Here is a 24,407-nt window from a genome sequence, read left to right on the forward strand (position 1 = left end):
GTACATAGCTTTTAAATTAAATAATTTTATAATGATATTTGTGAACACTCACACTTTTATTCCATTATACCTTAATCTGATTGACCTTAATGTCTTAGTTATAGGCGGAGGAAAAGTAGGGACTAAAAGAGCTTTAAACTTTTATGAACATGGAGCTAAAGTTACTGTTGTAAGTTTAAATTTCTCAGAAGAATTATTAAACTATAAGGATAAAATTTCATTAATAAAAAAGGATGCAAATGATTTAGATTCAAACTTTTTAGCGAACTTTGATATCATTATTACTGCTACAAATGATAAAAATATTAACAGTAAATTATGTCATGAAGCAAAAAAATTAAAAAAATTATGTAATAATCCTACTAATATAGAAGAATCTAGTTTTATAGTGCCTATATACTATACAGATAATGAACTCTCAATAGCTGTTACTACTTTCGGCAAATCTAGCTTATCATCAAAATACATTATTGAACTTATTCGTAAAAATATTCTTAGTGATGAAATTTATGAACTAGTAAAAGTAATGGAAACAGTCAAAGAGTTACTTAAATCAGAAATAAATGATCCTTCAAAAAGGTTTACATATTATAGTAAAATATTTAATGATGAAATTTTTAGAAATTATATAAAAGAAAAGAAATTAGATTTAGCAATAGATAGAGCAAAGGTGATTATAAATGAGTGACGAATTTATAGATATAAACAATTATATAGCAATAGTATATACATACAAAACAGTTGGAATAAGTAAGTTATATGAACATTATGTTAAAGATCAAGAATTGTTATTGCTAAAGGGACTAATAAAGGGAGAAATTAGTGTATTACAAACATGTAACAGAGCAGAGACATACTTATATACATATAACAAAGAAGAATTTAAAGATTTTTTACAGAAATTAGATGAAATTCATGGAAAGCAGATTAGTAAAGATGCTATGATCTTAAAAGGGGAAGATGCAGTAAAGCATTTGTTTGAGGTATCATCTGGTTTAGACTCACTTGCTATAGGCGAATACGAAATACTTAGACAATTGAAAGAAAGCATTGAAAAAAGTAAAAAACTTGGATTAAGCAGTGAAAAACTAGAATTTCTTTTTAAAAATGCTATAAAGGTTGGAAGAAAAATTAGACAACAAACGGAAATTTCAAAAGGGAAAACTGGTATATATGCATTAGCTGTTGAATATGCTAAACATGTATCAAATAATAACATAGGCAATGTAAAAATTGCTATAGTAGGAGCCGGAGAAATTGGAAATAAACTAGCTCTAATGTTGAAGAATGAAGGAGCTCAAAATGTTACAATATTTAACAGAACATACGAAAAAGCGTTAGAAGTTGCCAATAAGTATGGCTTTAAAGCAGAACCATTAGATTTTGATAAAATAAATAATTATGATATTGTATTTGTTGCAATATATTATGATAAAAAAATAAATCTACCAAATCCTAAACTAGTAATTGATCTTTCTGTTCCCCAGATTGTTTTAGGTAACAATGTTATTACGTTAGAAAATTTGAGATCTATCTCAGAGAAAATAATGGAAACAAAAATATTAAGTTTACAGAAAGCTGAGGAATTAATCCATATAGAGATAGAGAATTTTAAGAATGAAATTATTAAATATAATCAAAATAGACTTATTTCTAAATTTATGAAAAGAATAGAAGATATTAGGGAAGCTGAAATAAATAGAGCTTATGCAGAAATTTTAAAACATGCTAATGATAAAGAAGAGATAAAGAATATTATTGATAAAATGACTAATTCAATGCTTAAAAAAATCTTTTCACCGCTTTTTGAAACCGTTAGAAAAAATGAAGATATGGCAAATTACATTAACAACATTTTCGAAATATTAAGTAATGGTAACATTTCCAACTCTAAGACCGAGGAGACTAAGGAAAAATAAGTTAATAAGAGACTTAGTCGCAGAAACAAGTTTAACTACTTCTGGGTTAATACAGCCTATTTTCATAAAAGAAAATATAAATGAACCAGAAAAGATAGATAGTATGCCTGGTGTTTATAGATATCCACCTAATGAGCACTTGATAAAGTTTGTCGAAGAAGTTTATAGTTTTGGCGTAAAGAATTTTATTCTCTTCGGAATACCCTCATTTAAAGATGAATTTGCATCATCAGCATACGATAAAAATGGAATAATACAAAAATCACTAAGACTGCTTAGGCAAACTTTCGGAGAGAAAATATTACTAATTACTGATGAATGTACAGATGAATATACCTCTCACGGACATTGTGGAATTATCACACAAAAAGATGGAAAACTTTGTGTGAACAATGACGAAAGCCTAAAAGTTCATGCACTTATTGCAGTCAGCCAAGCTGAGGCAGGAGCTGATATTATAGCACCTTCATCAATGATGGATGGCGTTGTTGGAGCTATTAGGAAGGCATTAGATGAAGCGGGTTTTACGGATACTGCAATAATGTCGTATAGTGTAAAATACGCATCAACGTTTTATTCACCTTTTAGAGATGCAGCATATTCTAAACCAGCTTTTGGTGATAGAAGAGGATACCAAATGGATCCAAGAAACGCCTTTGAAGCATTGAAGGAGGCTAGTTTAGATATAGAAGAAGGAGCTGATATTCTTATGGTGAAACCGGCTCACACTTATTTAGATGTTATAAGATTAGTAAAGACAACCTTCCCACAATATCCATTAGCTGCATATCATGTTAGTGGAGAATATAGTATGATTAAAGCAGCAGCCTTAAATGGATGGATAGATGAAAAAACAGCTGTTTTGGAAATAACTACTGCAATAAAAAGAGCTGGTGCAGATTTAATTATAACGTATTATGCTAAAGACATAGCTAATTGGATAAAAGAAGGTGTACCTTTTTGAGCGAAAATCTTTGGAAGAAAGCCTTAGAATTATTTGCTGGAGGAGTAAATAGCCCTGTAAGAGCTGCCGTTAAACCATACCCCTTTTATGTTGAAAAAAGTGAGGGAGCATTCCTTTATACGATAGATGGACAAAGACTCATAGATTATGTTCTAGGATATGGCCCACTAATATTAGGTCATGCACATCCATATGTTAAAAAGAAGATAATAGAACAAATAGAGAAAGGCTGGTTATACGGAACTCCTAGTAAAAAGGAAATTGAATTAGCTGAAAAAATAAGATCTCATATACCATCTGCTGAAAAGATTAGATTTGTTAACAGTGGTACTGAAGCAACAATGTTAGCAATACGCTTAGCTAGAGGATATACAAAAAGAGAAAAAATATTAAAATTTGACGGAAATTATCACGGAGCTCACGATTACGCTTTAATAAATGCTGGTAGTGCTGTATCAGAGTTCAATGTTATTATATCTTCAGGCATTCCAACTTCGATAATTAATACTGTAATAGTGTGTAAATATAATGACCTTGACTGCGTAGAAAAACACCTTAGAACTGAGGAAATAGCTGGAGTTATAGTTGAACCAGTAATGGGAAATATGGGAGTGATTTTACCAGAGCAAGACTTTCTTAATGGATTAAGAGAACTTACGAAAACATATAATTCTGTACTTATATTCGATGAAGTAATAACTGGTTTTAGATTAGGACTTAGTGGCGCTCAGGGATATTTTAAGGTAATCCCAGATTTAACTACTTTAGGAAAGATTATTGGTGGCGGCTTACCAATAGGTGCAGTTACTGGAAAAAAAGAAATTATGAGTAATCTTACCCCAGAAGGAAATGTATTTAATGCTGGTACATTTAATGCTAATCCTCTTACAATGGCTGCAGGAATAGCTACAATAGAAGTTCTAGAGACAACAAATGCATATGATATAGCTAATAAGGCTTCAAAAGAAATAGCAGAAGAACTAGATAATTCTTTATCTAAAAAGAATTTTAAATATACTATAAATAGAATACAAAGCATGTTCCAATTCTTTATAGGTATAAGTAAAGTAACTAATGCTGATGATGCTAGGTTAGCTAATAAACATCTCTATGTAAAGATTCATGAAAAACTGCTGAAACTAGGCGTTTTCATTCCTCCTAGTCAATTTGAGACAATATTTACATCTAGTTCACACTCTGATGAGATAGTAAATCTTACTATTGAAGCAATTCATAAGGTGGTTAGTGAAATATGAGAATAAGAATAGCAGCTAGAGGTAGTAAACTAAGCAGAATTCAAGTAATGATGGTTGAAAACTATTTACATAAATTAGGTATAGAAACTGAATTTATAGAGATTAAAACTAAAGCTGATTTATTCCAGAACGAACCTTTATCTAAACTAGGTAAAGGAGTATTCGAAAAAGAAGTAAATCAAGCAGTTTTAGATAATAAGGCTGATGTCGCTGTTCATAGTATGAAGGATATCTTGACTGAGATTTCAGAAAACTTGGAAATTTATGCTGTATTACCCAGGGATCCTCCATTTGATATTTTAATCTCAAGAAAAAACTTATTTAACTTGGAACCAAATTCAATTATAGGAACTAGTAGTATTAGAAGAAAAAATTTCCTAACTTTTTATAGAAATGATCTTAACATTAAGGATTTGAGAGGAAATATAGATACTAGATTAAAGAAGTATTTTGAAGGTCAATATGACGGCATTATAATAGCTGAGGCTTCAATATATAGGCTAAAAGAGCAGGTTCAGTATTATAGGTTAGATCCTCATTTATTCACTCCAGAAGCTAATCAAGGTATAATAGTAGTTATAGGAAGAAAAAAAGATGAAACAATAAAGAAAATATTTAATGAAATAAATGATAAAGATACATTAGAAATTGCTATTGCTGAAAGAAAAGCATTAAGTATTGTAGGGGGTGGATGCCATTCACCAATTGGAGTTTATTTTGAAAAATATGATAAAGATTTCCATGGAATAATTAGTTCTTCATTTGGTAGGAAAAAGATTACAATAGAAGAGTATTTTCATAACATGACTCCTTATGAAGCAGGGGAATTATTAGGTAAAAGATTCTTGGAGGAAATAAAAAATGAAGGTATTATTCCTTAGGCCCGAAGGATCTAATATTCCTTATAGTAAGAATTTTATTGAAATTAGTATTTTAAAACCTGAATGTATAAATTATACTGTTAATTTACACGAGATAGACGGCCTTGGATTCACGAGTATTAATGCAGTAAGATGTTTTAAAGACTTTGATAAAATTGAAGGAAAAGCTATATTTGCCGTAGGACCTAGTACATCGGAAGAGCTAATTAAGCGTAATATTAAAAATGTGATTATACCAGAAGAATATACTGTAGAATATCTGGTAAAACTAATAAAGCAGAATACTAAAAATCCACTTCTAGTTAGGAGTTTGATAGCAATAGATAACAGTTTAGATATCAAGCAAATTGCTGATTATAATTTAAAAGCAGATTTACAAAAACTAGAAGAAGCCAGAGAGCTAATTGAAAAATGTAAAGTTGATATAATAGTTTTAACTAGCTCTTATATAGCTAGTTTAGTGAAAGATTTTATAAAAGAATGTGAAATAATAGTAAGCATAGGTCCGTCTACTTCTAAAGTAATTAAAGATAAGAAAAACATATATGAAGCGAAAGAGCATGATATGAAAGGAATTTTAAAATTATTAAAAGAATTGGGTGCTTATGATGGATGAAGAAATAAAATCAATAACAATTTCTACATTAAAGAAATTGATTGGAGATTTTGATATAAATACGCTGGAGATAAAGTTTTATCAGTCATTTAAGGATAGGTATGATATCTATGGAAAATTTCAGAACAAAGACGGTGTATATGAATTTGCAATTAGTGTAGATAAAAAAGGTAATATAAAAAGAGATCACATCAATTTAATATCACCTAGAAAAGTTGTAGATGAGATAAATAAGAAAGTCCACAGTGAGTAACATTGAAAGTATTACTAATCATAATAGACGGTGCATCATACAAAATAATTGAAAAAATTAAGGATAAATTACCTACTATAAATAAGTTGATAAATTCTGGTTTTTATGGAAAATTGGAATCAGTATTTCCTTCCCTTACTCCAATTGCTTTAGCCTCATTAATAACTGGAAACTTACCTGAACATAACGGAATTACAGCACCTAAAATTTTTATAAAAGGACGCTCGCTATCTTCTCCTTTATCAGCGTTCAGTAGTGAAGGTTTAAAATCTGATCCTATTTGGGCATATCTAGGTAAACATGGATATAAAGTCACAGTAACTTCTAATCCTCAAGCACTACCAGATAAATGGAAAATTAAAGATGTAATATTATTCGACCCATATAAAAGTAAAATAAAGAAGTGCAGCGATGCTAAAGTTCTTTTAGAAGGAGAAAACAAAATCCTAAGTAATATATGGCTTGTAGAGAAACGTAATTCTAAGTACCTCATAGTCTATACAAGCCCTTATGGTGAAAAAGAAATTGAATTAGAAGAGGGAGAATGGAGTGAGCCTATCGAAATTTTAGGTAAGTGCGGCAAAGATGAATTGAAAGGAACCATATTTCTACATGCTAGGCATGAGAACGTATATGTAAGTCCTATTAGTTTCTTCAATTATAAATGGGGAAATAATACTGAATTACAAGAAAAAATATGGAATTTTATAGTAAATAAACATGGAATGATTTTAGATGGAGACTATCACTCTTTATATAAAGGAATTATAACGTTAGATGAATATTTAAAAACTATCGAACTCACATACTCATTTTTTCTTAATTATACATTATTCATGCTAGAAAATACTAATTGGGATTTCGCTATTACATATCTACCAATAGTAGATAACCTCCAGCATTTACTTTACGGTATTAACGAAGAAAAAGCCTTTGAACATATAGTAAAAGGATACGAAATGGCAGATGAATTTATTAGAGCACAACTTAATTATGCAGACGTATTTTTCGTGTGTTCTGACCATGGAATAGCTGAAGTTGAAAAGAAAATTTTTATAAATAAGTTTCTTGAAAAAATTAATGTATTGAAATTAAATGATAATGAAGAAATAGATTGGAGTAAAACAAAAGCATATTACGGTGGAGGAGGCCAAATAAGAATTAATTTAAAAAATAGAGAAAAAAACGGCATAGTGTCACATAGGGAATTCCCAAAATTAGTAAGATATATAGTAAGAAACTTAGAAAATTTAGTTGACGAAGAAAAAAATGAAAGAATTTTTACATCTATTGTAGCAAGAGAATCTCCTGCTAATGATAGGGAAGGAGATATTTATATCACAGGTCTTAAAGAGAAATACGGAATAAGTAGTTTAGTTAAAAAAGATATGAACATAATAGAAAAAATTGAATATTACAAAATGACATCAGGAGAACATGGTTATTTTAGAAAGGATGATCTTTACGGTATTATTATATTTTATGATAAGAAGAGTAATACAAGAAGGAAATTTATTTCAAATGCAAAAATAATAGATGTGGCACCTACGATCTTGAAATTATTTAACGTAACAAATGTTAAAATGGATGGAAAGCCTATTATTACATTAGTAGAAAAGTATGGAGATCTCAACAATTATTAGTAAAAGAAAAAGAAGGGTTATAGGAATTAGTTATTATGAAGAAGGATTACCTCACGTAGAAGTAAATCTTAATGGGAAAAAAATTAATCTTGCAAACAATTTCTATAGAGAAACATCAAGAATTAGAATTCCTTTTAATATAGCATTATTTCATAGAAATCCTATTATAAGAAAACTTTCACCTAAATTATCTTTATTTCAAAAACTTCCAACAAAGTACTTTCCTTCCACGAGCAAAAGCATTGAAAAAATAACAGTAAAAAGAATCATTATAGGTGGTGGTACAGCTGGCATTACTGCATTGGATGATAAATCATTATTAATAACACATGAACTTATTGGGGACCTAGAATATGATTATAGCCCGATACCAGAGATAGAGCGGGGAGATCTATTAGAGAAAATAAAGGAAAAAATTAAGAAATTTCACGACAGAATAATTATAGGTAAATTTCTTGGTAAATTTGATGAAGGATTACTATTCGAAACAAAAGATAAGTATTTGTTACTTACTGCTGAGGATATTATAATAAGTGTAGGAGGAAGAACGTTAAGACCCATTTTTAACAGAAACTATATTGTAGGAATAGTTTCAAGAGAATTGTATTTAAGGAAATTAAAGAATAAATATAAAAATATTGTTGTATTAGGTTTTACAAATTTGACAGCAAGAACTGCATTAAATGCTGAAAAAGCTATAATAATCTATCCTAGAGGAATTAAACCCTTATTTTCTAAGTTTTACAGAGAACAACTTGAAGAAAAAGGAATTGAGATAATTGAAGATAATATATCTGATATAAAAAATAAAAAAGATGTTATAGTAATTTCTACGTATAATGGTAATTTAGTAAAAGCTCAATTAGTAGTATTTTCTATAGTAAAACAACCAAGAATAGAGATAATAACTAATTTAGGAGTGGATTATAGATTCAATCACACATTACATATCTATCAACCAGCAGATAGTAGTAAAGTTATAGGTGGTGCATTGGGAATAATGGATGAGTATATAAGTTATTTAAGTGCAACAAACACTTTGGATTACAAAAAAGTAAGTATATATGAGCCAGGATTGTTCAATAATGATGTGATACAGAATAATTCTCCATACTTATATGGAGAAGGCGGAATTATATGTGAGTGTGAAGATATTGATTTAAACGATATAAATTTCGCTAAAAAATTAGGTTTCATTAGTGTCGAGGATATAAAAAGAATTACTGGATTAGGTACGGGCCATTGTCAAGGTAAAGTATGTAGTATAGTTGCTGGAAGTATTTTAAAAAGTCCTACTCTAATAACTTTCAGATCACCTATTTATCCGGTGAGCTTATGATAATAATAGTTGGAGCCGGAGCACATGGTCTTAGCTTAGCCTATCATTTAAAAAAGAAGGGTATTAAAGACGTACTAATAATCGAAATGAAAAGAATAGGATATGGTTCTAGTAGTAGAAATGCAAGTAGGTATCGTTATCATTTTTACAGTGAAGAGAATATTGACTATGCATTAAAGGCAATACCTTATCTTGTATCTCGAAGTAAAGAACTTTTCTTAAATTCTGTAACTTATAAAACAGGGTATTTGTGGATACTTAGAAGTGAAGAACAAATATCAATTTTCAAAAAACTAGACTCTTTATGGAAAAGTAAGAATATAGGAGGAAGATTTATTAATTGTAAAGAATTCGATTATCTTTCCGTTGAAGGAGTGTGCTATTATGCACCGCAAGATGGTGCATTTCATCATGATTACATACTTTATAGTTATTATATTTCAGTAAAAGATTCGTATAAAATAGTTTTTGATAAAGTCAGTGAAATTGTAATAGGAAGTGGCAAAGTTAAAGGTATAAAAACAGAATCTGGAAAATTCTTTGAAGCTGAGAAAGTTGTTTTAACAACTGGAGCCTGGAGCGGTGAACTACTACAAAAGATAAACATACAACCATATATTGAGCCAGAGAGAAAAGAAATCTTTATTACTGAGCCCATAAAATACTTTATTAAGCCGCTTATTATAGATAAAGATATATATTTTTCTCAGACATTAAAAGGAGAGATCATAGGAGGAACAGAAACTAAAACAGAAAGAGGATTTTTGCCATTTACTATCTCGATTAAAGAGATGAGTAAATTCTTACAAGGATTAAAACAATTAGTAAAAAACATATCTGGTCTAGGTATTTTACGTGGATGGAGTGGATATTATGAGATGACACCCGATAATTCTCACATTATGGGATATGGGGAAGAATGGCCAGAACACTTATATATTGATGCTGGATATAGCGGACATGGCATGATGTTTGCTCCATATTCGGGTAAATTGATGGCTGATCTAATTGCTGATAACAAAAAGGACCCATCATTTTCAATTTTTACACCAGATAGATTTGCAAAAAACAAATTACTAAAAGAAAATCTAGTAATATAGACTTCATTTATAACCTAGGTAATATAATAAAATCCTTTTTAGGAATATTTTTCCTTGCATATTCTACCAGATCTTTAGCATATTTACTTCTACTTCCATCAACTACAATAATGTCCGAAGTGGTATTTTCAATATAATATATTGTATCCTGGAAATCAGCATGGCTACTTAGACCTATAATAAAGGATTTTTGATCAACTCTTCTTATAAAGTCCTTTATTATCCAGCCATCTAGAAGAAAATTCGTAGCTGCATTATCCCTATTTTTAAATTCCGTAGCATGTTTAAAGCTTATGTACCAGCCGTCTTTCATTATTTCCTTGCCTTCTTTACTCTTTTCATCAAATACATCATTTATCTTTATACCATGTTTTATTGCAACATTTGTAAGATCTTTTACCTTCCCAGCTACAATAAAAGGAGCGTCTACATCATATTGTCTTAAAATCTTCATAGCTTCTTGAAGCTTACCATAATAACCAAATATTCTAACTGGACCTTGGATCAAAGCATCACGAATATAATCAGAAAACAATATCTCAGCTTCATGCTTATAAGGCCTTTTATGGGCTGGATTACCATAAGTTGCATCAATAATTAGAACATCTGGATTTAATATAGGCGTACCTTTTCCTGGATTCTTAAAATCTCCAGTATATGCTAATTCAACATTATCACTCTTTACAACCACTTGAGATGCACCCATTATATGATCAGCTTTTTCAAGCTTAATTTTCTCATCCAATACATCTAGTGTAATACCATAATCTAGTTCTATTCTTTTATGCTTAGGAATAGTATAACCTAACACTGATGCAGCATCCAAAGTTATAGGAGTAGCTATAACACTAGAACATTCTTTTATACTTTTATCTAGTTCTAATAGGTGATCGGAATGAAAATGAGTTATAACCCTAAATAACCTTCTGTAATGCCCATCGATAGTAAAATTGTTGCCTAATAAAATTGCACCATTATCTAGTATATCAAACACTATCTATTTTAGGAAAAAGAAGTATTTGAAGTTTAGTTTTATAATTCCTTATGCTTCATCAGTGTGCTGTTCTTCTTCCTTCTTTCTCAATTTCATTTTATACATTTCGTAAATTTCTTTAGGAGTTGTAGCATCTTCTATGCTTTTATCATCCCTCCATCTTATAAATCTAGGAAATCTTACTGATAATCCTGCACCTTTAGACACCATATCTTTACAGCACGTGTGTTCTGGAGATAGTGTTATTTCTGCACCTATAATTTCAGCAACATATTTAGGTTCAACCCATATATCAGGTTCTAATTGTGAATCAACTCTTGGATCTTTTTTATCTAACTTAATCTCCATTAATTTCTTTTGCAATTCATCTAATTCAGCATCACTAAAGCCAGATGCTACTTTACATACAGTTTTAAATGTATCTGTCTCTGGGTCATATGCAGCCATTAATAATGAACTCAATTTACCTCCTCTTTTTCCTCTTCCATAAAATGCTCCTACTACTACTAGATCAACGCTGTCAGCCATCTCGCTTTGATAATCTCTCTTCAGTTTAATCCATAAGAAACCTCTAGAACCTGCCTGATATATAGAATCTTTAGCAACCGATTTCACCATTACACCTTCTGCTCCATTGCTTATAGCATCATAAAAGAATTCCATCAGTTTATCTACATTATTTGTATAAATATGATGAGCTATATGTAATTTATCATTTGGTTTAATAACTTCTTCTAGTTTCTTCCTTCTTTCTGGCAAAGGCTTCATGGTATAATCTGCATCTTCATAAAGCATTAAATCAAAAAGATAAACGTTTACTGGATATTCCTTTATAGCTTCATTTATATCATTCTTTCTTTTCCTATGCATTAACTCTTGAAATGGTCTAATCTCATTACTTTCTGGGTCTACAGCTACTATCTCTCCTTCGATTATAACTTCATTAGCGTTTATGTATTCTCTTACATATTCCACAACATCAGGATACATTCTAGTAATATTCTCCAATCTTCTAGAGAATATATATACTTCTTTATCCTTTTTATGTATTTGTGCACGTTCCCCATCATATTTGTAATCTACTAAAGCTTCACCGCCTACTTTAGCTAAAATCTCTGCAGGATCACTCATTCTTTCGGCTAACATAGGCCTTATAGGAATTCCTACTTGAGGTTTAATGTCCTTTAAAGCTTCTACGCCTTGTTGCGCAATAATTTTTGCAATATTACCTAGATCCGCTCTTAAATTATATGCTCTTTCTATTAATGGTCTAAATGAAGTACTCCCGGTAAATGCTGTTGATAGTGCATCCATTATTGTGGCATCACCGATTCCAACTCTTAATCTTCCATCTACGAACCTAACTATGTATTTTGCTTCTAAAGGAGAAGCCTTCTTTAGTAACCCAGCTAAAGATCTAATTTTAATATCTCTACTACCCTCACCTGAAGCCAACGCTATTTTAGTCAAAGACTCATAAGTTTCTTCAACGGTTAAACCTTCATTTGATTGAGCACCTAAGAAGCTTAAAATTGAGGCAGACTGAGGAGTTTTCTTAAGTCTCATCGCAACTTCTCCTAAGTCACCAACAACTTTCAATTGCTCTTCTACTACTTCCTCTTTGACATTCACAGCAATCGAAATTGCTTTAATAAGTAATTTTTCACCAACTCCTAACTCTGGATAGCCTAAAAAGTCTGGCCACAATTTACCCTGAATTAAATAAACTACCTTATCAATGACATTTTTATCAGCCTTTTTAAACAGATCAGTTAGTAATGCGGTAAGTTGAAGCCTTGAAGATATCTTCTCAAGTTTATCAAAGTACTCAGCTATGAGTTTAAACTCCATACTTTAAAATATTTTAGCTTAACTTTTATATTTATAGCTTTGACGATATAATACAGTGATGAAAACCCGGCATTTCAGATAGATGAAGACTCAGAGTTACTCTGACTTTTGCTTTATAAATATAATCCGTCAAAATATAATATACATAATGATTCTCGGTGATCGTGATTTAAAATATTATCTAGAGAAAGGATGGATAAAAATAGACCCACTAAGAGAAGATACCGTTAGGGAAAACGGAGTTGACCTTAGAGTTGGAGGAGAAATTGCTAGATTTATAAAAACGGATAAAGTATTTGATCCAGATAATCCCGATCCTGCATTTTTCAAAATCGAAAAAATTGAGGAGTTTATTATTCAACCATATGAACATGTACTTTTAACCACAGAAGAATATATTGAACTTCCAAATGATGTTATGGCTTTTGTTAACCTTCGCTCATCCTTTGCGCGACTAGGCTTGTTTATTCCACCTACTATAGTAGATGCTGGATTTAAAGGACAAATAACAATTGAGGTTGTAGGTTCATCGTTTCCCGTATTATTAAGGAGAGGGACACGTTTCATACACTTAATATTTGCAAGAACATTATCACCCGTAGAACACCCGTATCAAGGAAAATATCAAGGCCAAAAAGGCGTTACTTTACCGAAATTTAGAACAGAGGCTTCCAAGTTTTTGCCTCTCCATCAAAAATAATTAGACCTTCACTAACTAACCTTTTGAAAAGTTTAGCCTCTTTTGGATCTAATTTAGATTCAGCTTCTGCAGGATCTGGACTTTTTATTTCCTTTAATTTATCTATAAATTTATCAAAAAATTCCTGAGATAACGCAATTCTCTCCTTCTCAGTATATATTATTCTTGCCCCTTCCCTTTCTAGCTTAGAAAAATATGCATCAGCGTTTTTTAACTTCAATTCGGATTCAAAGACTACTCCTTGCTCATTAAGAATATCAATAGCAGTCTTTTTTTCCCCCTCTTTTTTCGTAGACTCAAAAGATTTTCTCTGTGAAGGTTGAGGTAGTCTCTCTTCCTTAGTTATGGGTTTACTTTCTATTTTTGATTCCAATTCATCTATTCTTTCTACAATTTCAGCTATTCTTTTTTTTAGATCTTCAAATTGTGACGTAAAAGGATTTATAAGATCTTGGACTTTTCTCTCTAACCTTGAAGTAATTTGTGAAACTAAATCATTAACATTCTGAGGTAAACTGTATGCCTCTGATGAATGAGGAGAAAATAAAATAGCTTTTATATAATCTGTCATTAACACATAGCCTTCTTTCCTTGCTTTTTCCTCTAGTTCTTTGTACTCCTCATCAGTTAACTTAATATAAATAATCTTCATTAACACATAATTAGAAATAATACGATAAAAAATTAGCCTATATTACAACTTTTGTTTCTCCAATAGTGAATTAATGAAGTTTTCTTCGTAAGGAACACCAATAAATTCAACAGACTCATTTATAGCTACAGTAGGTACACTCATTACTTGATATTTTTCAGCAATATCTTGGTTCTCATAGGCTTCAACTACATCAGATTCAACATTACACTTTCCAGCTTTGCATGCTTCATAAGCAACCATATGAGCCATTAATGCAGCATATGGACAATATGGACATGACGGAGTAACCACAGTCTCGATTTTCACATATCCGTTTAATTTATTTTTAATCGCATTTATTGTTTCTGCACTTAGTCCACTTTCTCCAAGGGATAGTCTCACTACTGTTTCTACTAGAGCTCTTATTTCTTCTCCTAAAGGTGCTCCAGTCCATCTTAGGTAACCTTTCATAAAGGCAACTGTGGGAACTCTCTCTACACGAAATTCTTTAAATATCTCAGTAGAATTAGGATCAGCCCTATCAATAACATGTACAACAGCTAAACTTTTTCCTTCAGAGTCCTTAGGGGCAGCATCACTCATAAATTGTAGAAACCTTTTTGTTACCTCACAATAATGACAGTGAGGATCATTAGAATCTATGAAAACATATATATCTACTGGATTCTTCATATCTTTAAGTGCATCAACAAGGGCTTGTTTTACTTCATCTGTAAAGAGTTCCGCGAATTCTTCTTCCATGCTTTCACGCTAATAATGATAATTAACACGGTTAAATAAAAATGTATCTATCATAATAAAGATATCTCTTCTTTCTTACATTTAACTTCACTAGGTTTAATAATTAAGATTTTCTCAGATTTTGGTTTTTCTTCTCTAAATATTATACCTTGAAATTTCTTTATTTTAACTTTATTATTTAACCAACAATCGGGCTCAAGGCCAGCTTTAATACAGGTCTCGGCTAAAAAAGTCTCCTCATCCCAACAATATTCCATTGGAACCTGAGGTAATAAAAGACCGCTATAAAGAATACCATATTCAACTATTAACCCATCTTCCCCCACCTTAATCTTCTTGGGCAATTCCCATCTATTTTTAACATCAATTTCTTGGGGCTTTGTTAGTACTGTAACTTCGATAATAATATTGTCAAATTCTCCTTTAGAAAGAGGAGGAAATCTAGGATCAGAAAAAGCTGCAGCAATAGCAGCTTTTGAAACTATTTCTTTAAGAGGAGCTACAGCTTCTACATAACCTATACATCCCCTCAATGAAGTAGAATTACCATAATATGTCTCAAGTGTAACAAATGCAAGACCTTTTTTATTAAGTATAGGATCATTAAGGGAAGACAAATAATCTTCTAAATTAATCTTTAATATACCTAATCTATTTGCGATAGAATCTCTAGCTATTTTAATAAGGACCTTACCTAAATTCTCATTTAATTCATTAACTGCTACTAATTGCTCTTGACTCATTATTTTTTATTTTGCTCCTTGCCTTAATAAGGGTATTCTCTATAGTTCTCCAATGAGAACCTTTCCAATATTCTTTTCCACATTTAGTACACTTCCACTTATTATCGTCTATTTTTTCCAACACACCATTACATTCTGTGCATCTACTAAAATTAGGATCAGCATTTAGATCAATTTTGTATTTTTTTGAAAGTTTAGCTAATATATCAATTAGATCTTCTGATGAATAAACAAAAAAGCATTCTAAGTTTTTCTTTCTTGCCCTAATACATAATCCTCTATCCCTAGTTATTATAACTCTCTTAGTTTCTTCTGCTATTTTTAATATTTTCCAATCTTCGTAATTGTTACTATAGAGAGTATCATATCCTAAAATTCTTAGCCATCTAGCAAGTTTACCTAACATAGCATCAACAATGAACTTTTGTGATTGCATCAAACATTATATAGTATTAAAAATATTAAAATCCAAGCTGAAAAAAGAATTAATACACCTCTACCATATATGTCCCATTTACCAAAATGGTCAAATTTATAAATAAAGAATAAAAATATCGAAACAATGTAAGCTATCAGAGGCATTAAAAATGCTATAATTTCGTTATTTAAAAAAAGGAAAGATAGAACACCTGCGATAACTCCAATTATACCCCTAATAATAACTATTTTATCTTCCTTTTGCACAAGTAGATATTCAGTAAGGGGTTAATAAAGTGAATAAAAAGAATTCTATGTCATATCTTGATCTTCTTGCGTGGATAACTGAAAATAAAAATGAAATAATCTCTTGTAGAGTTGATAATGTCTATAAAATATCTGGTACGCAAGCATACTTTTTAAAACTTCATTGCAAAAATAGCGACAAAAACTTAGTAATCGAACCTGGGAAAAGAATACATTTTACAAAATATGATAGACAGAAAGAAATATCTAATGAAGTATCATTAATTAGAGCTCATATTAAAGATAGAATCATAAATAATATAGAACTTCTAGGGAAAGAAAGAATCATAAAGTTAACCTTTATGGATAGACTTATGTATATAGAATTATTACCCAGAGGTCTTTTAGTTATAACTGACTTAAACAATAGAATCTTATTTGCTACTGAATATAAGGAATTTAAAGATAGAGTAATAAAACCAAACGTAATATATACTCCACCACCCCCTCCTCCACCTTTAACAGACGAAGAAATTGATAAATTACTAAAAAAAGGAAACTTATCTAGAATTTTAGGTGTACCTCAAGAGATAATTGAAGCTTTAGGAATCTCAGTTTTAAACAGGCAAGAATTAGATAATGCAGTTCTAAAAATTAAGAAATTAGAAGAAGACATAGAAAAAGGAAACTTTAACAAATGTCTAATCCCTAATTTGACTGTAATACCCTTAAAATTTAATGATTGTATAGAAAAAGATAGTTACAATGATGCATTGGATGAATTCTTTACTAATGAAGAAAAAGCAGTTATAAAAAGTGAAACAGATAAAAAATTGGAGGAAGAAAAGAAAAAACTAGTTAAAACAATTGAAGAAATAGAAAATGAAATAGAAACATATAAGAAAGAAGAAGATAAACATAGAAATATTGCCAACATTTTAATAGCAAATTATCAGAATATAGAAAATGAGATAAATAAAAACCTTGGTAAAAATACTATCAAAATAAAGCTTGACGAGTACGAGATTGAATTAGATCCGAAGTTATCGGTATACAAAAACGCTTCAAAATATTTTGATATTGCCAAGGAATACGCAGAAAAAAGAAAGAAAGCCGAAGAGACTTTAAATAATCTTAAACAAAAATTGAAAGAACTCGACAAACAGATAGAAGAAAGGACTGAAGAAATAAGAATTTCATTAAGAAAAAGAGAATGGTATGAAAAATATAGATGGAGTTTTACAAGAAATGGTTATCTAGTGATAGCTGGAAGGGACATAGATCAAAATGAAAGTTTAGTAAGAAAGTTATTAGAACCTAAAGATATTTTTCTTCATGCAGATATTCAGGGAGCCCCTGCTACTATAATAAAGACTCAAGGAAATAGCGTATCAGAAGATGATATTAGAGATGCGGCTGTGATTGCAGCATGTTATTCGAAAGCATGGAAAGTCGGAATGGGGGCTATAGATGTATTCTGGGTAAATGGAGATCAAGTAAGCAAATCTCCGCCTAGCGGAGAATATCTTAAGAAAGGGTCTTTTATGATTTATGGAAAGAAGAACTTTATAAATAACGTTAAGATGCAATTATTTCTTGGTTTAACCGAAGATTTTAAGATAATCGTAGGTAGTGAAGAAGTAGTAAAGAAATATAGCAGTTCTAATATTTTTATTCTCCTTGAACCTGGTGATGATGATCCTAGTAAATTATCGACAAAAATAATTAAAATTTTACAAGAAAAATTAAAATTAAAAGGTTTACGAACATTACAAGATGATATAATAAGATCTCTTCCCGGTAAAAGCAAAATAGTAGCAATAAAGAATAAAACTTAGGATTTGTAATATTAAGTTAAATATTATGGCTGTTTTAACATTAGCAGAAAGAGCCTCTTTAGTAGGACCTCTTGATTATAAAGTTTTGAAAACTATTTACGAATTAAATTCTAATTATGAATATGTTCCATATTCAGTAATAATAAACAAACTAGGATTAGTAGAAAGAGAACTTAAAGAGGTTCTTCTAAAATTATATAATCTAAAGCTCGTATCTAAAGAAAAAGTATTGAAAGAAACAGGGTACAGAATTACTTTCGCTGGCTTAGATACTTTAGCAATTAAAAAATTATATGCTAATAAAGTACTAAATAAATTAGGAATAATAATAGGTGAAGGAAAAGAAAGTAATGTTTACTTTGGATATGATTTCTCAGATGAAACAATAGTAGTAAAATTCCATAGAGTAGGCAGAACTAGTTACAAAAATATAAGAAAAATACGTGGAATAAAATATAAAGAAGATTGGATAAAATTAACAATAGAAAATGCCGAAAGAGAATTTAGTGCACTAAGTTGCCTTACTAACAATTATGCAAACGTTCCTAAACCGTTAGGTCAAGCTTACAATGCTGTTGCTATGGAATATATTCAAGGTAATGAATTATATAGAACTAATTTGAGTAACCCAGAGGAAGTGTTAGAAGAAATAATCTCTAATGTCAGAATTGCGTTTCAATACTGCGGCAAGTTAGTACACGGCGATTTAAGTGAATATAACATATTAATAAGAGAGGATGGTAAGCCATATATTATAGATTGGCCTCAATGGAAAAAAGATGATGAAGACTTATTATTTAGAGATCTAACAAATATATTATATTACTTTAATAAAAAATACGAAATATATAAAGATATTGATCAAGTAATAAATTATATAAAGGGGGAATAATGCGGGTATTAGGCGTAGATATAGAAGCAGGAAAAAGCCCTAATTCCTCTCAACCACCTTCTTATGCAGTAGTAATTATTAATGAAAAAGGAGAAATTGAAGAAAAATATGAGAATGTAAGTATTGGGAAACTTATACGAATTATATGGGAAAAGAGACCAGAAGTTATAGCAACTGATAATGTATATGAACTAGCGTCTAATGAAAAACAATTAATTAAATTACTTTCTTTATTACCAGATAATTTACAAATAATACAGACTACGTATATAAATGGACAATTTAAAGATATAAGAGAAGTAGCTAGAGAGAATGGCATAGATATTCAAGGAAAAACTAACCCACTAAAAACAGCATACTTAGCAGCACTTTTAGCCTTAAAAGGTCTTGGCACACCAATTAAAGCAATAGAAAATAAAACAAAGATTATTATAAGTAGAGGTAGAGCTCTTGGCCCTGGAGGAATGAGTAGTAACAGGTATAAACGACATATTAGAGGACTAGTATTAAGAGTTATGAAAGAAATTAAAGAAAAATTAGATAAAAATGGTTTTGATTATGACTATACTATAAAGAGGACAAAGGCTGGCGTAGAAAAAGCTGTATTTATTGTGTATGCTCCTCGTCAAAGTTTGAATGGAATAATTAAAAAAATGAAAGGGCACGACTTAGTGGTTGATATAAAACCGATATTCAAAAGTAAAATTGAATTTGTAGATAAGGAAAAATTCTCAAGAAAACCAATTATAGTTGGAATAGATCCTGGGATTGAAGTAGGAATATCTATAATTGATCTATATGCTAATCCAGTATATCTCAATAGTAAAAGAAATATTGACAGAGAAGAAATTATTAATATAATAAGACAAAATGGGAAACCGGTATTGATAGCTACTGATGTAAACCCCGTGCCTGACACAGTGAGAAAAATAGCTGCACAGCTTAGATGCAAAATCTATGAGCCAGAAAGGCCTTTATATATAGATGAAAAAATGGAGTTAGTCAGTAAGTTTTCCGAAATGCATAAAATTAAAATTGATGATCCTCATATAAGAGATTCTTTGTCTGCGGCATTAAAAGCATATTATGATTTTTCTCATAAATTGAGACAAATTGAAGGTTTTCTTGGAAGATTAGATTTAGATATAGAAGAAGATAAGATAATTGAATGTGTAATTAACGGAAATACAATAAATGAATGTATTGAGAAAGAAATTGAAAAAGAAGTTACAGTTACAACACGAATAGAACAGCCTAAAACCATAGAAAATAAACAGATTAGTAATTCTGCTCAATCAATTAATAATGAACTGCTTGAATATAAGAAAGAAAATGAGAGATTAAAAAGATATATAAAACAACTGTTACAATACAAAGAATATCTAGAGCATAGAATAGATGAAATAAAAGCCTCAATTAACATAGAAGTAGAGAAAGATAGAAGAGTATATGAACTCCATACTATAATAAGTACTTATTTAAAGCAAATAGCATCACTGAAAGATCAAATAGAAAACAAAGACAAAGAAATATCAAAACTAAAAGAGATAATAAGAGGTCTAATCTATGGAGATAAGACTGCATTACATAAATCGCAATTACCACCTTACTTTAAAATAGAGAAAAATAGGATTATATTTGCAGACCAAGAAATTAGCAGTGAGATATTAGATCTAATCATAGATGATTATGTAATATTAGAAAAAACTTTGCTAAGAGACTTAGAACTGTTAAATAAAGAGAGATTGATGAATATAGATACAAACATAGATCTTAAAAGAATTATTGATGAATATAGGAAACAACGTTTTAGAACAGCATAACTTTATTTTCCAATATTAGATCTGATATCTTAGTTATAGACCCTAATATCTCGTCAGATATTCCTTCAATTTCTCTTTTCATTTCAGAAGTCAAACTACCATTTTCTGTGGTCACTTGGACATTTGCTATTAAAGGATCATCTATAGGCCTACCAATTTGGCCTAATACCTCAACTTGAACATTCTTAACTCCTTTAACTTCAGTAGAAACTTTTTGAGCAATTAGATTAGCGACGATGTTGTATATTTTTCCTACGTGGTTTACTGGATTCTTTCCTGCAGTAGCCTCTAATGACATAGGTCTCATTGGGGTTATTAATCCAGTAGCCCTATTACCTCTTCCAGTCATACCATCGTCTCCATGCTCAGCTGACGTTCCTGTCACAGTCAAATATACAATTCCTTTATCTATTTTGTCTCCAGTATTTATGTTAACTTTTACATCATAATCTGGTACAAGCTTACTCGCTAGATCTAAGATAGCTTGTTTTGCCTCTTCTTTTACAGCAATATAATGATTTAAATCACTTACTAATTGACTTATAACTGCCATTGCAATAGTTAATTCAATTGTTTTACCTTTTCTTAATCCCATAACTTTTATATCTTCCCCTATTTCAGGTATTTTAGCTTTCATTTCCTTAGAGTTAAGATATCTTTCTGTTTGATAAACTAAATTTTCTAACTTTGAATATGGAGCAAATCCAACTCCGAAACTGGTATCATTAGATAAGGGAACTGATTTCTTAGCTACCTCAAATATTCCAACAAGATCAGCCGAACCTTTACCTATCTTATAGTCAACTATAACATGTTTTTCTGGGTCTAAATATCTAAAGTGTTCTTTAATCCATTCCTTAACACTTTCAATAATAATAGTTCCAACCGGTATGCTTTCAATTCCAGACTCAGTCTTTACTTCAGTCGTAGCTCTTCCAGCTACAATAATATAAATCGGTTGTAAAACTTCTCCTCCTTTAAATCTAGGTGATGCTTGTCCTCCTACAACTAATGTTTTATCCAAATTATGATGAAGTATTGTACCATATCTTTTCAGATAATAGAGAGATAATTTCCTACTTGCCTCTTCTGATGCAGAATCTGCTATGTAATCTGGATGTCCAGTACCCTTACGCTCTACTAACTCTACTTCTAACGAATCTATATCAACCCAATGACTTAACTGCACGTTTATGTTTCTCATTAGAATACACTCACCGATGTATTCTTATAAAATTATTTTCCCATTAAGGCTTCGTAATCAACACTTATGAAAAGTATATTGCTACCTCTTATTAGAACTCTTCCATATTTTGCAACAGGTTCAGCTGTACCTTCTCTTGTCTCAATACAGTCTCTCAGTACTAAATTCATTGTACCGTCACTTTGTTCTAATCTACCAACGTATTCTGATCCATCTTTAAGTTTTACTAATACAATTTTATTTGTTGCAGTTTTTAAACTCTTTAATGGATTTTCTATCTTTGCTTGCACTATAGTCATCCTCATTTTCTTTTCTGTTACTGACTAATATAAAAGGGTTCTTGTCTCTTAGCCACATCCTTTTTAAAGGGAAAATTTTATAATTTATACAAACGTGGAACTAACAATATCAGACCCAGAAGATATATTAAAAATTTCTAGGGCTTTATCAGTAATATCAAGAATAAACATATTAAAACTAGTAGCTGAAAATGAAATGAGTATTACTGAATTAAGTGAAGTATTACACATGACAAAAGCTAATATTAGTATGCATATTAGTGAACTAGAAAATGCTGGATTAATTGAAATATCTTATAAAAATGGAATAAAAGGTATAAAAAAGATTATAAAATTAAAATATGATAAAATTATTATTAATTTAAACTCCAGCAGCAGCTCTAAGGAAACCTATAAAGACGGGTGAAGGAGCTAAAGGCCTACTTTTATATTCTGGATGACCTTGTAACCCTAGGAAGAATTTATGGTTCTTAAGCTCAATCATTTCAACCAGACCATTCTCACTTACACCAGATATTACTAGACCACCTTTCTGCAAAAGATCTACATATTCTGGGTTTACCTCATATCTATGTCTATGCCTCTCATATACTTCTATGTTTCCGTAAATTCTATAAGCTAATGTTCCTTCTTTAATGATTACCTTTTGAGATCCTAATCTCATTGTACCACCAATTTGTACAACTTTCTTTTGCTCGTCTAATAGTGTGATTACTGGATGGGGTGTATTAGGATCAACCTCAGTAGTATGGGCTTTTTCTAGCCCTAACACATTTCTTGCAAATTCTACTACTGCTAGTTGCATACCATAACAGATACCAAGGAATGGTACATTATTTTCTCTCGCATATTTAATTGCAAGAATTTTTCCCTCCACTCCGCGTGAACCAAATCCGGGTAGAACTATTATCCCGTCAACAGATTTCAATTTATCAATTGCTTCTTTTGAATTTTCTATGTCAGTGGATTCTATCCAAACTAGAACAGGCTTGATATGAAGCTTAGCAGCTGCATGGTAAATCGCTTCCTTAATACTAATGTAGCTATCTTTAAGCTTTGTATACTTTCCCACAAGAGCAATTTTCACTTCTTTATCAGCTGTCTTTAAATTATCTATAAAGCGGATCCATTCAGATAGATTAGGCTGATTATCTGGTAAGTTAAGTTTACTTAAAATCTTACTTGCTAAGCCTTGTTTTTCTAGGATTAGAGGAACTTCATAAGTCATATTAACATCATAGTTAGAAAAGATGTATTCTGGTTTTACATTCGTAAACAATGCAATCTTCTTCTTTGTTTCTTCATCTAGTGGAACTACAGATCTAGCAACTATGATATCTGGCTGTATACCTATTCTTCTTAATTCTTGCACGCTATGTTGTAAAGGTTTAGTTTTTATTTCCTCAGTTACTTTAAGGAATTCGACTAAGGCAACATGAACAAAAACTACATTTCCTTCTTCCTCTTCTAGTTTTAATTGTCTTACTGCTTCTAAGAATGGTAAACCTTCTATATCTCCAACAGTTCCGCCTATCTCAACGATAGTAATGTCTGCATTTGCCATATTAGAAGCATATCTTATCATACTCTTTATTTGATCCGTAACATGAGGTATAATTTGAACTGTTTGACCCAAATATTTTCCTTGCCTCTCATTCTTTATAACTTCAAAGTAAACCTTACCAGCAGTAATATTATTGTAACTATACATATTAATACCTACAAATCTTTCATAATGACCTAAATCTAGATCTGTTTCTGCTCCATCATCTGTTACAAAAACTTCTCCATGCATATATGGATTCATAGTACCCGCATCAACATTAAGATATGGATCTACCTTAACCATTGTTATCTTATATCCTCTATTTTTTAAAAGCAATCCTATAGAAGCGGCTACCGTGCCTTTACCAACACTTGATAATACTCCTCCAGTAATTATAATATACTTTGTCAATCGGAAATCACAGCTAAAAATATCACACAGTGAGTTTTAAAAATCATTTGTTAACTTTTATGTAGAAATACCTATT

The 24,407-nt window shown here is 30.6% G+C and carries 25 protein-coding genes; 15 read left to right on the forward strand and 10 right to left on the reverse strand.

All coding sequences use genetic code 11. The features are described from left to right. Positions 1–31: 31 nt before the first annotated feature. From D1869_RS00550 to D1869_RS00595, 10 genes are read left to right on the forward strand one after another with little or no spacing between them, the layout of a single operon-like run. On the forward strand, positions 32–688 hold the full coding sequence (locus D1869_RS00550) for a precorrin-2 dehydrogenase/sirohydrochlorin ferrochelatase family protein (protein ID WP_052846218.1): 657 nt from the start codon (positions 32–34) through the stop codon (positions 686–688). Further along, the gene (locus D1869_RS00555) at positions 681–1,919 is read left to right on the forward strand and encodes a glutamyl-tRNA reductase (protein WP_156013472.1); all 1,239 of its coding nucleotides are present in this window, start codon (positions 681–683) and stop codon (positions 1,917–1,919) included. Before D1869_RS00550 ends, D1869_RS00555 begins: the two co-directional genes overlap by 8 nt. Next, the gene (gene hemB / locus D1869_RS00560) at positions 1,873–2,883 is read left to right on the forward strand and encodes a porphobilinogen synthase (RefSeq protein ID WP_156013474.1); all 1,011 of its coding nucleotides are present in this window, start codon (positions 1,873–1,875) and stop codon (positions 2,881–2,883) included. Before D1869_RS00555 ends, hemB begins: the two co-directional genes overlap by 47 nt. Next, positions 2,880–4,139, forward strand: a complete 1,260-nt coding sequence (gene hemL / locus D1869_RS00565) for a glutamate-1-semialdehyde 2,1-aminomutase (protein WP_375781468.1) — start codon at positions 2,880–2,882, stop codon at positions 4,137–4,139. Before hemB ends, hemL begins: the two co-directional genes overlap by 4 nt. After that, the gene (gene hemC / locus D1869_RS00570; RefSeq protein ID WP_010978158.1) at positions 4,136–5,020 is read left to right on the forward strand and encodes a hydroxymethylbilane synthase; all 885 of its coding nucleotides are present in this window, start codon (positions 4,136–4,138) and stop codon (positions 5,018–5,020) included. Before hemL ends, hemC begins: the two co-directional genes overlap by 4 nt. Next, positions 5,001–5,636 carry a uroporphyrinogen-III synthase gene (locus D1869_RS00575; RefSeq protein ID WP_156013478.1) on the forward strand — a complete coding sequence of 212 codons (636 nt, stop codon included), beginning with the start codon at positions 5,001–5,003 and terminating at the stop codon, positions 5,634–5,636. The genes hemC and D1869_RS00575 overlap by 20 nt, the downstream gene beginning before the upstream one ends. After that, the gene (locus tag D1869_RS00580) at positions 5,629–5,889 is read left to right on the forward strand and encodes a hypothetical protein (protein ID WP_052846862.1); all 261 of its coding nucleotides are present in this window, start codon (positions 5,629–5,631) and stop codon (positions 5,887–5,889) included. Before D1869_RS00575 ends, D1869_RS00580 begins: the two co-directional genes overlap by 8 nt. 2 nt (positions 5,890–5,891) lie before the next feature. Continuing rightward, positions 5,892–7,532 (forward strand): alkaline phosphatase family protein, encoded by a 1,641-nt coding sequence (locus D1869_RS00585; RefSeq protein WP_156013480.1) that lies wholly within the window; start codon positions 5,892–5,894, stop codon positions 7,530–7,532. Next, complete coding sequence (locus tag D1869_RS00590; RefSeq protein ID WP_156013482.1) at positions 7,510–8,871, forward strand: (2Fe-2S)-binding protein; 1,362 nt, start codon at positions 7,510–7,512, stop codon at positions 8,869–8,871. Before D1869_RS00585 ends, D1869_RS00590 begins: the two co-directional genes overlap by 23 nt. After that, on the forward strand, positions 8,868–9,971 hold the full coding sequence (locus D1869_RS00595; protein ID WP_156013484.1) for an NAD(P)/FAD-dependent oxidoreductase: 1,104 nt from the start codon (positions 8,868–8,870) through the stop codon (positions 9,969–9,971). The genes D1869_RS00590 and D1869_RS00595 overlap by 4 nt, the downstream gene beginning before the upstream one ends. 7 nt (positions 9,972–9,978) lie before the next feature. On the opposite strand, the gene D1869_RS00600 is transcribed toward D1869_RS00595, so the two are convergent. Both D1869_RS00600 and D1869_RS00605 read right to left on the reverse strand, forming a co-directional pair. Further along, the gene (locus tag D1869_RS00600; RefSeq protein WP_156013486.1) at positions 9,979–10,965 is read right to left on the reverse strand and encodes an MBL fold metallo-hydrolase; all 987 of its coding nucleotides are present in this window, start codon (positions 10,963–10,965) and stop codon (positions 9,979–9,981) included. Between the two features lie 48 nt (positions 10,966–11,013). Continuing rightward, on the reverse strand, positions 11,014–12,816 hold the full coding sequence (locus D1869_RS00605; protein ID WP_010978165.1) for an ATP-dependent DNA ligase: 1,803 nt from the start codon (positions 12,814–12,816) through the stop codon (positions 11,014–11,016). Positions 12,817–12,964: 148 nt separating this feature from the next. On the opposite strand from D1869_RS00605, the gene dcd reads away from it, so the two are divergent. Continuing rightward, complete coding sequence (gene dcd, locus D1869_RS00610) at positions 12,965–13,516, forward strand: dCTP deaminase (RefSeq protein WP_156013488.1); 552 nt, start codon at positions 12,965–12,967, stop codon at positions 13,514–13,516. On the opposite strand, the gene D1869_RS00615 is transcribed toward dcd, so the two are convergent. The 5 genes from D1869_RS00615 to D1869_RS00635 are packed head-to-tail and all read right to left on the reverse strand — an operon-like array spanning position 13,473 to position 16,339. Then, positions 13,473–14,168 carry a hypothetical protein gene (locus D1869_RS00615; protein ID WP_156013490.1) on the reverse strand — a complete coding sequence of 232 codons (696 nt, stop codon included), beginning with the start codon at positions 14,166–14,168 and terminating at the stop codon, positions 13,473–13,475. The genes dcd and D1869_RS00615 overlap by 44 nt on opposite strands. Before the next feature lie 42 nt (positions 14,169–14,210). Beyond that, positions 14,211–14,912, reverse strand: a complete 702-nt coding sequence (gene pdo / locus D1869_RS00620; protein ID WP_156013493.1) for a protein disulfide oxidoreductase — start codon at positions 14,910–14,912, stop codon at positions 14,211–14,213. 50 nt (positions 14,913–14,962) lie between these two features. Further along, a complete protein-coding gene (locus D1869_RS00625) occupies positions 14,963–15,655 on the reverse strand; it encodes a TIGR00296 family protein (protein WP_156013495.1) in 693 nt (230 codons plus the stop codon). Beyond that, a complete protein-coding gene (locus tag D1869_RS00630; protein WP_156013497.1) occupies positions 15,627–16,091 on the reverse strand; it encodes a Mut7-C RNAse domain-containing protein in 465 nt (154 codons plus the stop codon). The genes D1869_RS00625 and D1869_RS00630 overlap by 29 nt, the downstream gene beginning before the upstream one ends. Further along, entirely contained in the window at positions 16,091–16,339 is a 249-nt protein-coding gene (locus D1869_RS00635; RefSeq protein WP_010978171.1) for a hypothetical protein, read from the reverse strand. Before D1869_RS00635 ends, D1869_RS00630 begins: the two co-directional genes overlap by 1 nt. 29 nt (positions 16,340–16,368) lie before the next feature. On the opposite strand from D1869_RS00635, the gene rqcH reads away from it, so the two are divergent. From rqcH to D1869_RS00650, 3 genes are read left to right on the forward strand one after another with little or no spacing between them, the layout of a single operon-like run. Continuing rightward, positions 16,369–18,156, forward strand: coding sequence for a ribosome rescue protein RqcH (gene rqcH, locus D1869_RS00640; RefSeq protein ID WP_184650963.1), 1,788 nt, complete (start codon positions 16,369–16,371; stop codon positions 18,154–18,156). Positions 18,157–18,181: 25 nt separating this feature from the next. Continuing rightward, positions 18,182–19,048, forward strand: coding sequence for a serine/threonine-protein kinase RIO2 (locus D1869_RS00645; RefSeq protein WP_156013499.1), 867 nt, complete (start codon positions 18,182–18,184; stop codon positions 19,046–19,048). Next, positions 19,048–20,871, forward strand: a complete 1,824-nt coding sequence (locus D1869_RS00650; protein WP_156013501.1) for a DUF460 domain-containing protein — start codon at positions 19,048–19,050, stop codon at positions 20,869–20,871. The genes D1869_RS00645 and D1869_RS00650 overlap by 1 nt, the downstream gene beginning before the upstream one ends. On the opposite strand, the gene D1869_RS00655 is transcribed toward D1869_RS00650, so the two are convergent. Both D1869_RS00655 and D1869_RS00660 read right to left on the reverse strand, forming a co-directional pair. Next, on the reverse strand, positions 20,858–22,075 hold the full coding sequence (locus D1869_RS00655; protein ID WP_010978176.1) for a methionine adenosyltransferase: 1,218 nt from the start codon (positions 22,073–22,075) through the stop codon (positions 20,858–20,860). The genes D1869_RS00650 and D1869_RS00655 overlap by 14 nt on opposite strands. Positions 22,076–22,107: 32 nt before the next feature. After that, positions 22,108–22,365: a U6 snRNA-associated Sm-like protein LSm6 gene (locus D1869_RS00660; RefSeq protein ID WP_052846864.1), complete on the reverse strand. Its 258-nt coding sequence runs from the start codon at positions 22,363–22,365 to the stop codon at positions 22,108–22,110. 103 nt (positions 22,366–22,468) lie between these two features. On the opposite strand from D1869_RS00660, the gene D1869_RS00665 reads away from it, so the two are divergent. Continuing rightward, positions 22,469–22,780, forward strand: a complete 312-nt coding sequence (locus tag D1869_RS00665; protein WP_156013503.1) for an ArsR/SmtB family transcription factor — start codon at positions 22,469–22,471, stop codon at positions 22,778–22,780. On the opposite strand, the gene D1869_RS00670 is transcribed toward D1869_RS00665, so the two are convergent. Further along, the gene (locus D1869_RS00670) at positions 22,736–24,331 is read right to left on the reverse strand and encodes a CTP synthase (RefSeq protein ID WP_156013505.1); all 1,596 of its coding nucleotides are present in this window, start codon (positions 24,329–24,331) and stop codon (positions 22,736–22,738) included. The two genes, D1869_RS00665 and D1869_RS00670, sit on opposite strands and share 45 nt — an antisense overlap. Between the last annotated feature and the right edge of the window lie 76 nt (positions 24,332–24,407).

Source organism: Sulfurisphaera ohwakuensis, assembly GCF_009729055.1.
Taxonomy (GTDB): Archaea; Thermoproteota; Thermoprotei_A; order Sulfolobales; family Sulfolobaceae; genus Sulfurisphaera; species Sulfurisphaera ohwakuensis.